We start from the raw sequence: 13540 nt of genomic DNA, 5'->3' as shown, positions 1-13540 counted from the left end.
TGTGACTGTGCCTACAATTTCTGAACGCTTTGAGCAATGTCGTGCCCGCCAACGCTGTGCCCTGATTCCCTTTTTGACTGCCGGTGACCCTGATTTAGAAACGACGGTTGCTGCCCTCAAGGCCTTAGATGCCCATGGTGCAGATTTGATTGAACTGGGAATGCCCTATTCCGATCCCTTGGCCGATGGTCCCGTGATTCAGGCAGCCGCTACCCGCGCCCTGCAACGGGGAACTCGCCTCGAGGCAGTCTTAGAAATGACAACGGACTTACACCGCCAACTGAGGGCACCACTCATTTTATTTACCTACTACAATCCCATCTACCATCGAGGGGTCTCTTCATTTCTGAAAGCCGTTGCCCAAGCCGGGATCAAGGGCTTAGTGATTCCGGATTTGCCCCTTGAGGAAGCAGAACCCGTTCTTGCAGAAACAGCGCATCTAGGCTTGGAATTGACACTACTGATTGCGCCCACCACATCGCCCGAACGGATGCAGGCGATCGCCACCGCCTCCCAAGGTTTTATCTACCTTGTCAGCACCACGGGTGTCACTGGCATGCGCCAAGAAATGGCCACTCGGGTTCAGGAACTGTTGCACACCCTACGCCAGATCACTCCCAAGCCCATCGGTGTCGGGTTTGGCATTGCCAGTCCGGAGCATGCCCGCCAAGTGCGCGATTGGGGCGCCGATGCTGCCATTGTCGGCAGTGCCTTTGTCAAACGTCTGGCAGAACCAGAGCAGGGAGTTGCCGCTGTCGCCGAGTTTTGTCAGTCACTCCGCGCAGCCCTCGATACGCCCTAGGGACGCACCGTCAACGTAAAGTAAATGCCATCGGACTGCAAACTGCGGGTTTGACCGGGCAGATCAATCAATGGTGCCGCGTACTGGAACTGAATGTCTAAGTTGGGCGTTGGTTGCACCAAGAGTCCCATACCTAAGCCGGCAATCACATTATCGGGCACTGCACCCGCAGGATTACGGCTATTGTTCCAGACCACCCCTAGATCAAACAGCGGTCCAATGGAAATAATCGGGCGACGATTGGCAGTGCGCAGTATGGGAAAACGGGCTTCCCCAGAGAACCGCAGGCCATTATCCCCAGAGAGGGCATTGGTTGAGTAACCCCGCACCGACAGGGGGCCACCAATGACAAATTGGTGAAAGGGGAGGAGGCTATTGGGACTCAGTTGCACATCCGTACGCAAAATCAAGAAGTTATCTGCCCAGAGGCGTTGCAGCCGCTGTCCCTGTCCCAGCCAGCTAAAGAAAGTACCATCAGGGGTTGGACTGGGGTTTTCGGTGGCGCCAAAGATCGGCAGGCCAAAGTTGAACTGCGAACGAAAGACCCATGCCCCTTGGGGATCACGGCGGATATATTCTTGGCTCACTTCCAGCACTCGGGTGGCACTATAGCCCGATGGATCAGAACCAATGGAAATGGGGGTTGGCACTCCCAAAACAAAAGTCTGTGCCGACTGCATCAGGAAGCCAATGCCAAAGGCCAGTTCCTCACGGAGATTGCGAATCACCGGTTGGCGAAAACTGGCTTCGTAAATAGAAGACTCACTGCGAATATTCAAGCCAGCAAGGGCGGGGGGGCGGGTAATTTCGCTGTCTGCTTGTACGGTGCGAATGGTGAGTGTGCCATTCATGGCATTGAGGGGCAGACTGTAGCCAAACTCTACGGTGTTGGACGCTCCCCAGTCAAAGGTGCTAAGGTTGTTGCTAATGGCGTAGGAGCCATAGACACTATCGCCGCGGCCACTGAGGTTGTTGTATCCCAAAAAGACAGTAGCACGGCTGGGGGCGATCGCCGGTGGTGTATTGTTATCCAAACCAAAGGCGGCATTAAACCAGCGGGCGGGCACCACCCGTACCACCAAAATACTGTCTTGGGGCGTCGTGCCGGGTCGCAGACTGGCAGAAAGATTGGCAAAGAGAGGATCCGTTCGCAGCAGGCGCAACTGCTCTTCCAGACGATTGGAGTTGAGGGGCACGCCGGCACCGAGGGCAATACGACTGCGAATATAGCGTTGGATAATTCCTTTATTCCCTTCAATACGAATGTCCTCTAGGCGGCCTTCAAGCACTTGAATCGTGATTACCCCATCCCGTGCCACCTGCTCGCCTAAAACGGCGCGAGAGGTCAAATAGCCCCCCTCAAGATAGAGTTTTGTAATCGCATCGGCAGCGCCTTGTAGCTCCGCAAGCGTCACCTGACGCCCTTCCAGGGGCTTAATAATCGGATCAAATTCCGCAGGCCCAAAGATAGTACTCCCTTCAACAACAATTTTTTGTACAGGTATTAAAACGTTTTCTGACTCGGGGGCTGGGCTAGGGGGTGAAGGGGGCGGTTCAAGAGCGGGTGGCGAAGGGGAGGGTAGAGGGGGTGGTTCCGGTAGGGGGGGCTGAATATCCTGTTGGGTGGGGGTGAGAACTGGAATCGCTAAAGCAGGTAACACCGCTCCCGTACTGCCGAGAACAGAGAGAAGGGCAACGGGTGCAAATAAGTTTGTTTTCACGTCCTCAACCCCAATGTTTAATTATTCGGTTTTAGTATAGAGCCGCAAAATCAATACAAAGACCTGTTTTTTTCTTCCTGTGGGTCAAGCCCAAGGAACCATCGGCGTGAGGAGTGGTGAATTCGTGCCTTCAGATTTTAGCCGATTATTTGTGGTTGTTGGCAACGGGGGGCGATCGCCCCCTTCCTCTATCAACTTGTTCAAGCGGGGGGAAGTGCCCTTTCAGCAGTGCCATCAGGGTTATTAACGAGGGCGGATTCATCAATGGCCAAATCAAACCAAAAGGTACTGCCGACCCCCAATTCACTAATTAAATGAATTTGTGTATTGTGCTTGTGGATAATATCTTGGACAATGGCCAACCCCAGCCCTGTCCCCTCTAGGGTATGCACGCGATTCTCAACGCGGAAAAAGCGTTCAAAGACGCGGGGTTGATCCTCTGGGGCAATGCCCATACCCGTGTCGGCGACTTCAATGCGCACCCGTTCCTGCTCTGGATCGCTGGGGGGATGCCAGACATAGGCACGAATGGTTACCCGTCCATTTTCGGGGGTAAACTTCAAAGCATTCCCCACCAAGTTAGTGAGGGCACCAATGAGCAGATCGTAGTTGCCCCAAACCGGTGGCAGGGGGTTTTCCACTTCGGCAGTGAGGGTAATGGACTTATTGGCAGCATTGAGTTGGTAGGTGCGCATGATCTGATCAATCACCTGCGCCATCTGTACCGAGCCAAATTGATAGGGGCGACCCGATTCGAGGCGAGAAATATCGAGGAAATCATTCACAAGACGAGTCAGGCGATCGGTCTCGTGGTTAGCAGTTTCGAGGAATTCCTGTTGCTCTTTTTCACTGAGGCTGCTGCCGTACTCTTGAATGGTTTCGATGATCGATTTGATATTGAATAGGGGTGTGCGTAATTCGTGGGAAACATTGCTAATCAATTGCGCTTTGGCTTCGTTGAGTTCCACCTCACGGGTAATGTCCTGAATCGTAATCGCAATGCCCTTGGGTTTTTCCCGTTGCACATCCATCACCGTTGTCAGCAAAATGCGTACCGATCGCGAGCTAGGCTCTTGCAGCGTTACCCGAAATTCTCCTCCTTCCGACTCGCCCTTGGAGGCTTTGTAGAGGGGGCAGGTGAGTTTTTCACATACCGGTGCTGGAAAACAGTTCAGAGCATTTTGGCCAATGACGTTCATCCCTTCCCAATTGAAGAGGCGCTGAGCCGTGGGGTTGACAAGAATAATCCGCATGTCGGTATCTAAGAGAATCGCCCCATCAGCAATGGTGGACACCAAGGTATCCAGTTTCGCTTTCTCGGCTTGGAGTTCTTCAATGTTTTGGGCTTCGTAGGAAGCAAGGCGCTCAGCCATGTCGTTAAAGCTGGTGATCAGTTCCCCCAGTTCACCGCCAAAGGGCAGGTTAATGCGTTGCTTAAAATTTCCGGCGGCAATGTTTTTGACCCCCTGCACCAATTCTTTAATGGGTTGAGTAATGGTGAGGGCATTGAAGACGCCCCCCAAGATCACCATGATCCAGAGGGAGACAAAGACGGCGATCGTGAGATCCCGCGTGAGATTGGCAGAGGCAATAAGCGTTTGGTTGGGATTAATGCCCAAAGCCACAACTCCTAGATTTTCACCATTAAATATCAACGGCACAAAGACATCGGCCACAAGGCCGTCGGGGGTTTGGTGTTGGCGCACAAGGGGTTCTTGGCTGGCACGGTAGGTGTCCGGCAGTTGAATACGGCGGCGCAGGGTCAGCGCACTTTCCACTTGGGGGGCAGAGTAGGGCAGGCCATAGTAAATTTCCCCATCGGGATCGGCATAGAGGATGTAGCGAATACTGGCACTGCGCTCGTAGAACTTACGAGAAAATTCGGCAACAGCGGCGGTATCCCCCTTGGCCACTAGGGGAGCCACATCGGCAGCTAAGAGCAACCCCAAATCGCGGCCATAGCGGGTGTCATTGAGGTGGGCATTGGTTTGAATGGTATTCACCGCCCAAAAGGTGAAACCACTCATGATGATCGAGACCACGAGGGTTGCTGTGGCCATGAGGCGGGTTTGAATCTTGAATTCTGACCACCAACGGGCAATTCCTCGCAATTTATCAGTAAAGTCCCCTTCGGTTTTCTCCGTTTTCAAAAGCACCATTGCGCCTAATGTACGAAAAATTTTCCCTGATTCTACGGGATTTTGGTTACATCTTTATTGTGGCATCTGAGAGGGGTTCCAAACGAGCAAACTCTTCAATGCGGCGGCTGTAGCGGTGCAGCATCTGCTCACTCCACGTAGCATCTGGACTGTTTACATAGAGGTGTACCAGTGGCTCACTGGCATCGGGGAGAATCAGCACCCAATGATCCGTGTTGGGTTCACCAATTTTGACGCCATCAATGAGACTCAAGTGATTGCGGGGATGGGTTTCCACCAAGTGCCGCATCAATGACCCTTTGGCAATCCAAGGACAGCGAATCGGGCGGTGGTAGTAGTGAACGCGGGGTAGTTCTTGGCGCATGACGGTGAGGGGTTTGCCAATCAGTGCCAGTAGTTCGATCAGCGTGGCGATCGTAAACATGGCATCAAACCCCGGATGCAGTTGCGGGAAGATAAAACCGGTTTCTGCAGAACCGCCGAGAACTACACCGCTGTGGTGTTGGCAGGCTTCCATGAGATCAGTGGGGTTGGTGCGACTGCGAATGACTTGTCCGCCCTGTTGGCGGGCGATCGCCTCCACGGCGCTAGAGGTTGTGACCGGCACCACAACGCTGCCCCCCGGATGGGTCAAGAGGGTCAAGTAGGTCATCAACGCCGTGAGTTCTTGATCACTGAACACCTGACCGGCATTGTCCACCAAGGTCAACCGTTCACCATTGGCGGAGACTTGTACCCCCAAACTGGCAGACAGCGCTGTCACCACCTGTCCTAGTTCCCGCAGGAGTCGCTGTCGTTCGAGAATATTGAGGAGGGTTGGGTGCAGGGTGGCATTGAGAACAACGGCATCACAGCCAAACTTACTGAGGAGCTGGGGCAAGACAACCCCAGAAACGGCATAGGCATAGTCAATGACAATTTTGGCGGGGCTACCATAAAACAGTTGGGTATTCAGCCACTTTTCAAAGCCCTGGGCATAGGCGGCCACGCAGTTGTTGGGATGGGTCATGACACCGACATCCGTCAGTAGGGCGCGGCGAATATCTTCGCGGAAGTAGGCGGTTTCAATTTGCCGCTCTTTGGCTTTGCTCAGGTTGATGCCCTTATGGTCAAAAAACTCAATCAAGAGTTGATCGGCGCGATCGGGATGGGCACGCACATGAATTCCGCCGCTGACTGAAAGGGTTTGGGCAGCAAAACGGGCAATAGGCAGGGCGATCGCCTCCAAATTGAGCACATGAATCCCCACTGACATCAAACCCGACATCAGGGCATGGGCTACCATCCGCGATACATTGCGCTGATCCCGCGATACCAAGACACTAGTTCCCAGTTCAAGGGTGGATGCATAGGCCGCTGCCAACCGCACCGCAAACTCCGGTGTAATGTCCACATTGGCCACACCGGCTACCCCCCGCTGACCAAAGAGATAGCGCTGTCCCGTTGTGCCCCAGATCAGACTTTCATTGACAATTGCACCCGCTTCAATACGTTTGCCCGGCCACAGGCGCACCCCCTGACTGAGGCTAGCTTCCTCCCCGACCACACAGCGACTGCCAATAATTACCCCTTCGTGTAGGGTTACATGGCGATCGACATGGACATGGCGCGCCAAAATGCAATGCTCTAATTCACTGTCATCCCCAATAAAACAGCCACTCCAAGCCACCACTGAGCACAACCGGCTGCCATTGCCAACAATCACGTTATCTCCCAAGATCGTCCCCGCCCCAAGGGTGACCCCCGCACCAAAGCGGCAATTATTGCCCAAGACGAGCGGCGCCTGTAGCTGAACTGTTTGCGGCAATGTGGTGTTGTGCCCTACCCAAATTTGCGGCTGAACTTCGTGCCCCTGAATTTCCAAGTGCACGCGGCCATAGAGGGCATCCTGTTGCACCTGTTGATAGGTTTGCAGACTGCCGACATCGCACCAGTAGGCATCGGTGATATAACCATACATCGGCACATCCGCCTGCAACAGCAATGGGAACAAATCCCGCGAAAAATCCCGCTCGATGCCGCTATTGAGATAGTCCATGACAGCAGGACTGAGGATGTAGATGCCCGTATTCACCGTATCCGTAAAGACTTCCCCCGCTGAGGGCTTCTCGAGAAATCGCCGCACGCGGCCATCGCTATCAGTAAAGACAATGCCAAACTCCTTCGGTTGAGGTACACGGGCAAGGATCAGGGTTACGGGAGCACCGTGCTGCTGGTGAAAACGTAGGGCATCGGTTAAATCGACATCGGTAATACTATCGCCACTGACCACCAAAAAGGGATCCGTTAGCAAATTGGCAATGTTTTTGACTGAACCTGCTGTGCCAAGGGGCTGCTCTTCCTCAACGACATAGCTCAGGTGCACCCCAAACTCATTCCCATCGCCAAAATAGTCGCGCACGACATCGGGGAGATAGTGCAATGTCATGACCACATCATCAAGGCTATGGCGGCGTAGGAGATTGAGAATATGCTCGGCAATGGGACGATTGACCACCGGCACCATTGGCTTGGGTAGATCACAGGTGAGGGGACGCAACCGAGTACCACTTCCCCCGGCCATGAGGACGACACGCACTGTTTTCTCCTTTGTCAAACCTCGCCCTAGGATCCCAGTGTAGGAGAGGACGGCAGGCTCAGGGGGATGGCTCAAGGAAACTGCAATGATTTTTGACACTTGAGAGTAGCCTAGGCATAAAAAAACCTACCCTGGGTAGAGGGCAGGTTCAGAGCATGATATAGCGCGATCGCGCCTAGGCAGTAAAGCCGGCTTTGTACTCGGCGATTGCCTCTTTCAGCAAGGCTTCAGCTTTTTCATCCAGTTTTTGGGTGGTGCGGATGATTTCGCCGTATTCGGGCTTGCTTGTGTGTAGGTAGTCCCGCAGACCGGCAACAAACTTGGCCACTGCCTCAACGGGGATGTCGTCAAGGTAGCCATTGGTACCGGCGTAAATGGTTGCCACTTGGTATTCCACCGGAATGGGTGAGTACTGGGGCTGCTTGAGAATTTCCCGCAGCCGTTGACCCCGCGCCAGTTGGTTTTGGGTGGCTTTATCCAAGTCAGAGGCAAACTGGGCAAAGGCTTGCAGTTCATCAAATTGCGCCAATTCCAGCTTCAGTTTGCCAGCCACTTGCTTCATGGCTTTGATTTGAGCAGCGGAACCCACCCGCGACACGGAAATCCCCGCGTTGATGGCAGGACGCAAGCCAGCGTTGAAGAGGTCAGAGGAGAGGAAGATTTGACCGTCGGTAATGGAAATGACGTTGGTGGGAATGTAGGCAGACACGTCACCGGCTTGGGTTTCAACCACAGGAAGCGCCGTCATGCTGCCACCGCCGAGGGCATCGTTGAGTTTGGCGGCACGCTCCAGCAGGCGGGAGTGGAGATAGAACACATCCCCTGGATAGGCTTCACGACCGGGGGGACGGCGCAGCAGCAGCGACATTTGCCGATAGGCTTGCGCTTGTTTGGAGAGGTCGTCATAGATGACGAGGGTGTGCTTGCCTTGGTACATGAAGTACTCAGCAATCGTGGCACCGGTGTAGGGAGCCAGATACTGCAAAGCGGCTGGATCACTGGCGTTAGCGGCAATCACAATCGTGTAATCGAGTGCACCCCGCTCCCGCAGCACGTTCACCACTTGAGCCACACTGGACGCTTTTTGACCAATGGCCACATAGACGCAAATCACATCTTGGCCTTTTTGGTTCAGAATCGTGTCAATGGCAACGGCCGTTTTCCCCGTCTGGCGATCGCCAATGATCAGTTCCCGCTGGCCACGACCAATGGGAATCATGGCGTCAATGGCGGTGATCCCCGTTTGCAACGGCTCACACACAGATTTGCGCTGGACAATACCGGGGGCAGGGGATTCAATCAGGCGGGTTGCCGTCGTGTGGATCTCCCCTTTGCCGTCAATGGGGCGCATCAGCGCATCCACGACCCGACCAATGACCGCTTCACCCACAGGCACGGAAGCAATTCTACCGGTGGCCCGCACCGTACTGCCTTCTTCGATACCGAGGCCATCGCCCATCAGCACCACCCCTACGTTATCCTCTTCGAGGTTAAGGGCAATCCCCACGGTGCCGTCTTCAAATTCCACCAATTCTGAGGCCATCACTTTGTCGAGGCCATAGACACGGGCAATGCCATCGCCCACCTGCAATACAGTACCGACATTATCGACTTTGATCGACTGTTCGTACTGCTCGATTTGCTGGCGAATAATGCTACTGATTTCGTCGGGTCGGATACTTACCATAGAAGTCGCTCTCAAGGGTTGAACAGTTTACAAAGGGACGTTAAGCGGCTTGCGCCAAGGTGAGACTGAGGCGGCGGAGTTGACCCCGCAGACTAGCATCAAAGACTTGGGAGCCAACTTTAATCACCACGCCACCAATCAGTTCGGGATCGCAGGCAGTGACAAGCTCCACATCGGCAGCACCGGTCATGGCTTTGACCTTTTCGACCACGGCACGGCGTTGATCGTCATTGAGTTCGACAGCACTGGTGACTTCCGCCAAGACCACATTGCGGAGTTTGCGCACAAGGGCACGATACTGCTCACAAATAGGGCCAAGAAAGTTAATTCGCCGCCGATCCACGAGCAACATTAAGAAGTTGAGGAAGTAGCCGTGCACCTTATCCACTGTCAACTGCCGCAGCACATTCTTTTTGGCCTCAGGCTTGATCAGGGGATTGGCAAGAAACTGTTGCAGTTCACTGGAGCTGGCAAGGAGTTCCAGAATTAACTGCGTGTCCTGCTGAAACTGATCAATGAGGTTGTGGGTTTGCGCCAACGACAGCAGCGCCTCGGCATAGGGTTCAACAAGTTCACCACGGACAGTGGTCTGCATCATTTGCCTCCTAGTAGGGCAATACTGCGATCAACAAGGGTGCGTTGAAGGTCTGGATTTTGGCTCAAACGCGCTTTGAGTTGGTTTTCGGCCTCGGCAAGTGCCATAGCAGCAATCCGCTCACGAATTTCGGCGATCGCCCGCTCAGTGGCGGCACTGGTATCTTGGGAAGCGGTTTCCTTCAAGCGATCAATTTCTCGCTTGGCTTGGGCAATGAGTTCTTCCTTGGCAGCCTTGGCACGGGCAAGGGCGTCTTCGCGAATGCGTTGTGCCTCCTGCTTGGCCTGAGCCAGTTTTTGCTGCTCTTCGGCGAGGCGGGCAGCGGCCACTTTCTGGCGTTCTTCGGCTTCCGCAATGGCTGTGGCAATTTGTTGCTGGCGATCGCCCAAGGTTTTGCCAAGTACGCCCCGCCCAAAATACACCAATACCCCAATAATGATGGCAAGGTTGATCACATTGGTTTCGAGCAAATTGGTGTTAATGCCAAAATGCCCCGCTTCTTCCGTTGCCAATAAAAATACTGCGTCCATGACCCACACTCCTAGGCCAGTAACTTCGCTAATAACTGTTCACTCAAGCTGGCAACTTGACCCTCAAGCGCTTGCAGTGTCGCCTGCTTTTGCTGATCAATTTCTGCTTGAATCTTGAGTAACTCTGCCTGCACGGCCTGCTGTGCTTCAGCAATTTCGGCGGTGGCAATTTTTTGTGCCTCGGCTCTGGCCTCTTCAATCAAGGTTTGGGCTTGGCGACGGGTACTGGCCAATTCCTGCTCATACTGCTGAGCCAGTTCAGTGGCCTGTTGCAACCGCTCCTTGGCCTGCTGCAAGTTGGTTCGGATATATTCATCCCGATTGTCCAGCGCCTGACCCAAGGGCTTGTACAGCAGCGCATTCAAAATGACGGTCAAGATTAAGAATTGCACAGCCATCAGGGGTAGGGTGGCATCAAAATCAAACATCAGCCTCTCCAGAATGGGGGATCGGGGGAAAGCTCATCCAAGCCTCCCCCACTGGGGTTCATTAGGATGCAAAGGGGTTGGCAAACAGGAGCACCAGCGCAATTACCAGACCGTAGATGGTCAGGGACTCCATGAATGCGAGTGTCAGCAGCAAGGTACCCCGAATTTTACCTTCCGCTTCCGGTTGCCGCGCAATCCCTTCCACGGCTTGACCAGAGGCATTCCCTTGACCAATCCCAGGCCCAAGCGATGCCAAACCAATTGCCAGAGCAGCAGCCAAAACAGAAGCAGAAGCGACTAACGGATCCATAGTTGATTTCCTCGAGACGTAGTAGGACGAAACAAAATTTCCAGAGATAACAATAGCAGGGTATGTACCCCTTTTAGGAGTGAGCCTCTTCGTGCTCGCCGCCATGCCCCTCCATGGCCTCCCCAATGTAGGTGGCTGCAAGGGTGGCAAACACAAGGGCTTGAATGGCACTGGTAAAGAGTCCCAAGGCCATCACGGGCAAGGGCACAAACAAGGGCACCAGCAACACCAAGACCCCCACCACCAATTCATCCGCCAAGATGTTGCCAAAAAGACGGAAGCTCAGGGAAAGCGGTTTTGTAAAATCTTCCAAGATGGCAATGGGAAGTAAGACGGGCGTTGGCTCGATGTACTTGGTGAAATACTTCAGCCCCCGCTTGCGTAGCCCGGCGTAGAAATAGGCCAAGGAGACCAGTAAAGCCAAGGCCACGGTGGTATTGATGTCATTGGTGGGTGCTGCTAGCTCCCCTTCTGGTAGTTCGATGAGTTTCCACGGTACCAGTGCGCCTGACCAGTTACAAACAAAAATGAACAGGAACAGTGTCCCCACAAAGGGAACCCAAGCTCGGTACTCGTGCTCACCCATTTGGCTCTTGGTCAAATCGCGGATGAATTCCAGCGCGTATTCCATCAAGTTTTGAATACCACTGGGCACCCGTTGGATATTCCGCGAGGCTGCAAAGGCCGCCGCAATCAGAATGGCCATCACAAACCAAGTGGTGATGAAGACTTGACCGTGAACTTTTAGGTTGCCAATATGCCAGTAGAAATGGTGCCCCACCTCCAACTTGGCAAGGGGAAGAGCTGTCCAAAGGTGTATCAAAGGCATCATGCCTCCGCGCTCGGTTGTCTAAGCACTACAGTGAGCCAGCGTTAAGGGGACGGCAAAACCGTACGAAACATATAGACCAGAATGGCGGCTTTGTAGGTTAAGAACCCCAAGAACACTGGAATAATATGTAGCTCTTGCCAACGGGCTGCCAAAATAATCACAACCACGACGACAAGGAGCTGCGTTTTCCCCAGCTTTTTCTGGTCGTTTCCTAGGCGCTCCACACTGCGGGCGAGGAGCCGCAGATAAATTAGGCTCGCACTTGCCCCCAAAACGTAGTTCAACGCTGTGTTCAGGCCGTAAATCAGCCAAACCGCTCCAAAGGCGATCGCCATCAGCACGAGGCTTGTCGTGAATAATTCGCGACAGAGTTGATAAAACTCGGCCATCGAGCCGCCCTTCTTTGGGGAATTGGCAATGGTTGATGGCGCAGAGGGTGCTGAAGCAGAATCGGGAACAGTCACAGCAGAATAGGGAGCATCCGAGGATGCCTTGAACTGGCCACTAAGCATCCTATCACGCAGTGGTTACATTTCATTACGGGATTCTGCTTCGTCGATATTGCTGTTCATTTCATTGCGAATGTGCCGCTCAAGCAGTTGAAAAATCTCCTGTAGACGTTGAGGATTGGTGAGGTAGAGGTATCCCAGTAGGGCTTCAAAGCCAGTAGCTTGGCGGTAAATTTTTGCGGCAACTCGCTTCGGGCCATCGGCAGCCGCATTGCGACCCTGACGAAAAATCGAGCGTTCGGTTTCGGTGCAATGCTGCCAAAGGAAGTCCATATAACGGGCTTGACTTTCAGCACGCACATGCGCCACCACTTGGCGGTGGTAGGTATTGATGCGTTGGGGCGGGGTTAGAAAAAGCCAGCGGATAAAGAGTTCATAAACGGCGTCGCCAAAGTAGGCCAAAGCCGCCGGTGGCAGTTGATGGGCGGGAATTTTGGGGGGGACAAGGGGCAATAATCCAGCAGAGTCCAGCATGACGTTTCAGCTAAAGAGACCCCCCTTGGTTTTACTGCCACAGGAACAGAATGTTTAGGAATGGGTTTCGCCAGTAATTTGGGCGATCGCCGTCGCCAGATCCGGCTGAAGGGGCAAAAAGTTTTCTAAACGCACGAGTTTGACCGTTTGGGTGATGCGGGGATTGGTGACAATTTGCAGTTGACCCTGATGCTCTTGGGCTTTTTTGGCGAGTTGTACCAAAATGCCGAGGCCAGAGCTGTCAATAAACTCAATTTTTGAAAGGTCTAAGATGACGTTGGCAGGCCCATCGTCAAAACACTTACTAATGACCTTGCGAAAGGCCGACTCGGAGAACGCATCAATGAGACCCGTCAGGCGAAACACTTGATAGTTATCGCGAATCTCACGGGTACCCCTTAGGCTTTGGGTGAGGGCAAGTGGTTCAGAAATGAGAGCCTCCTTTGCCGATAACTGGACACACAAAACGATAGAAAACAAGTATAGATAAACGTGGCATCCTTGTCTATGACTTGATCGCTAACTCAACAAAAGTTTGGAAGTGCAGCAACCGCAGGAAGCTCTTTGCCAGAATCGGATCAGGTACCGCCCCAATGAAATTCTCCAAACTCGTGATGAGCCTTCTCAGCAGTAGCGGTCTGGGATTGCTGAGTTTATCTATTTTCGCCCAAGAAATGCCAGCGGCGACTTATCCCCCAGAGGCGATCGCGGTCTTTATGCAGGAGTGTCAAACCAAATTTGCGGCGCAAGCGCCTCCCGGCTTTGGCGATCGCGGCGATCGCTATTGCACTTGCCTGATAAACCGCCTCCAACAAAAAATGAGCTATGAGGAATTTCAGAAAATGACTGCCGACAATGAACCCCCGGAAGTTAAAGCCGCAACCAATGAATGTATTGGCGCTATTTTCTAGGGCG

Annotated in this window: 14 protein-coding genes; 2 read left to right on the top strand and 12 right to left on the bottom strand. The window is 53.4% G+C overall.

The features are described from left to right. Positions 1-7 precede the first annotated feature (7 nt). Complete coding sequence (gene trpA / locus QYC28_RS03740) at positions 8-802, top strand: tryptophan synthase subunit alpha (RefSeq protein WP_315863218.1); 795 nt, start codon at positions 8-10, stop codon at positions 800-802. On the opposite strand, the gene QYC28_RS03735 is transcribed toward trpA, so the two are convergent. From QYC28_RS03735 to QYC28_RS03680, 12 genes are all read right to left on the bottom strand, one after another. After that, complete coding sequence (locus QYC28_RS03735; protein ID WP_302679862.1) at positions 799-2523, bottom strand: ShlB/FhaC/HecB family hemolysin secretion/activation protein; 1725 nt, start codon at positions 2521-2523, stop codon at positions 799-801. The genes trpA and QYC28_RS03735 overlap by 4 nt on opposite strands. 200 nt (positions 2524-2723) lie before the next feature. Beyond that, positions 2724-4682 (bottom strand): two-component system sensor histidine kinase NblS, encoded by a 1959-nt coding sequence (gene nblS, locus QYC28_RS03730; RefSeq protein ID WP_149818309.1) that lies wholly within the window; start codon positions 4680-4682, stop codon positions 2724-2726. Between the two features lie 46 nt (positions 4683-4728). Continuing rightward, a complete protein-coding gene (locus QYC28_RS03725; RefSeq protein ID WP_149818307.1) occupies positions 4729-7260 on the bottom strand; it encodes a mannose-1-phosphate guanyltransferase in 2532 nt (843 codons plus the stop codon). A gap of 175 nt (positions 7261-7435) precedes the next feature. After that, the gene (gene atpA / locus QYC28_RS03720; protein WP_149818305.1) at positions 7436-8947 is read right to left on the bottom strand and encodes a F0F1 ATP synthase subunit alpha; all 1512 of its coding nucleotides are present in this window, start codon (positions 8945-8947) and stop codon (positions 7436-7438) included. A gap of 40 nt (positions 8948-8987) precedes the next feature. Further along, a complete protein-coding gene (atpH, locus tag QYC28_RS03715) occupies positions 8988-9545 on the bottom strand; it encodes an ATP synthase F1 subunit delta (RefSeq protein ID WP_302679861.1) in 558 nt (185 codons plus the stop codon). Then, positions 9542-10072: a F0F1 ATP synthase subunit B gene (locus tag QYC28_RS03710; protein ID WP_302679860.1), complete on the bottom strand. Its 531-nt coding sequence runs from the start codon at positions 10070-10072 to the stop codon at positions 9542-9544. Before QYC28_RS03710 ends, atpH begins: the two co-directional genes overlap by 4 nt. 11 nt (positions 10073-10083) lie before the next feature. Beyond that, positions 10084-10500, bottom strand: a complete 417-nt coding sequence (locus tag QYC28_RS03705; RefSeq protein ID WP_149818300.1) for a F0F1 ATP synthase subunit B' — start codon at positions 10498-10500, stop codon at positions 10084-10086. 61 nt (positions 10501-10561) lie between these two features. Continuing rightward, positions 10562-10810: an ATP synthase F0 subunit C gene (atpE, locus tag QYC28_RS03700; RefSeq protein ID WP_009767951.1), complete on the bottom strand. Its 249-nt coding sequence runs from the start codon at positions 10808-10810 to the stop codon at positions 10562-10564. Positions 10811-10883: 73 nt separating this feature from the next. After that, positions 10884-11642, bottom strand: coding sequence for a F0F1 ATP synthase subunit A (gene atpB, locus QYC28_RS03695; protein ID WP_149818298.1), 759 nt, complete (start codon positions 11640-11642; stop codon positions 10884-10886). A 41-nt stretch (positions 11643-11683) separates the two neighbouring features. Next, a complete protein-coding gene (locus QYC28_RS03690; RefSeq protein ID WP_302679859.1) occupies positions 11684-12154 on the bottom strand; it encodes an ATP synthase subunit I in 471 nt (156 codons plus the stop codon). Between the two features lie 15 nt (positions 12155-12169). Beyond that, positions 12170-12625 carry a Mini-ribonuclease 3 gene (locus QYC28_RS03685; RefSeq protein WP_149818294.1) on the bottom strand — a complete coding sequence of 152 codons (456 nt, stop codon included), beginning with the start codon at positions 12623-12625 and terminating at the stop codon, positions 12170-12172. Positions 12626-12679: 54 nt separating this feature from the next. Next, complete coding sequence (locus QYC28_RS03680; RefSeq protein ID WP_226972000.1) at positions 12680-13090, bottom strand: STAS domain-containing protein; 411 nt, start codon at positions 13088-13090, stop codon at positions 12680-12682. Positions 13091-13218: 128 nt separating this feature from the next. On the opposite strand from QYC28_RS03680, the gene QYC28_RS03675 reads away from it, so the two are divergent. Beyond that, on the top strand, positions 13219-13536 hold the full coding sequence (locus QYC28_RS03675) for a hypothetical protein (protein WP_286626640.1): 318 nt from the start codon (positions 13219-13221) through the stop codon (positions 13534-13536). Positions 13537-13540: the final 4 nt, after the last annotated feature.

The sequence above is a fragment of the Thermosynechococcus sp. HY596 genome, from assembly GCF_030518715.1.
Classification (GTDB): domain Bacteria; phylum Cyanobacteriota; class Cyanobacteriia; order Thermosynechococcales; family Thermosynechococcaceae; genus Thermosynechococcus.
The sequence above is the reverse complement of the archived record's forward strand: the minus strand, read 5'-3'. Positions and strand labels throughout refer to the sequence as shown.

Excerpts from the sequence above, each read along its gene's own strand:
- QYC28_RS03685 (WP_149818294.1), bottom strand. The coding sequence starts at position 12,625 with ATGCTGGACTCTGCTGGATTATTGCCCCTTGTCCCCCCCAAAATTCCC.
- atpH (WP_302679861.1), bottom strand. The coding sequence starts at position 9,545 with ATGATGCAGACCACTGTCCGTGGTGAACTTGTTGAACCCTATGCCGAG.
- QYC28_RS03675 (WP_286626640.1), top strand. The coding sequence starts at position 13,219 with ATGAAATTCTCCAAACTCGTGATGAGCCTTCTCAGCAGTAGCGGTCTG.
- QYC28_RS03705 (WP_149818300.1), bottom strand. The coding sequence starts at position 10,500 with ATGTTTGATTTTGATGCCACCCTACCCCTGATGGCTGTGCAATTCTTA.
- atpB (WP_149818298.1), bottom strand. The coding sequence starts at position 11,642 with ATGATGCCTTTGATACACCTTTGGACAGCTCTTCCCCTTGCCAAGTTG.
- atpE (WP_009767951.1), bottom strand. The coding sequence starts at position 10,810 with ATGGATCCGTTAGTCGCTTCTGCTTCTGTTTTGGCTGCTGCTCTGGCA.
- atpA (WP_149818305.1), bottom strand. The coding sequence starts at position 8,947 with ATGGTAAGTATCCGACCCGACGAAATCAGTAGCATTATTCGCCAGCAA.
- nblS (WP_149818309.1), bottom strand. The coding sequence starts at position 4,682 with ATGGTGCTTTTGAAAACGGAGAAAACCGAAGGGGACTTTACTGATAAA.
- QYC28_RS03710 (WP_302679860.1), bottom strand. The coding sequence starts at position 10,072 with ATGGACGCAGTATTTTTATTGGCAACGGAAGAAGCGGGGCATTTTGGC.
- QYC28_RS03690 (WP_302679859.1), bottom strand. The coding sequence starts at position 12,154 with ATGCTTAGTGGCCAGTTCAAGGCATCCTCGGATGCTCCCTATTCTGCT.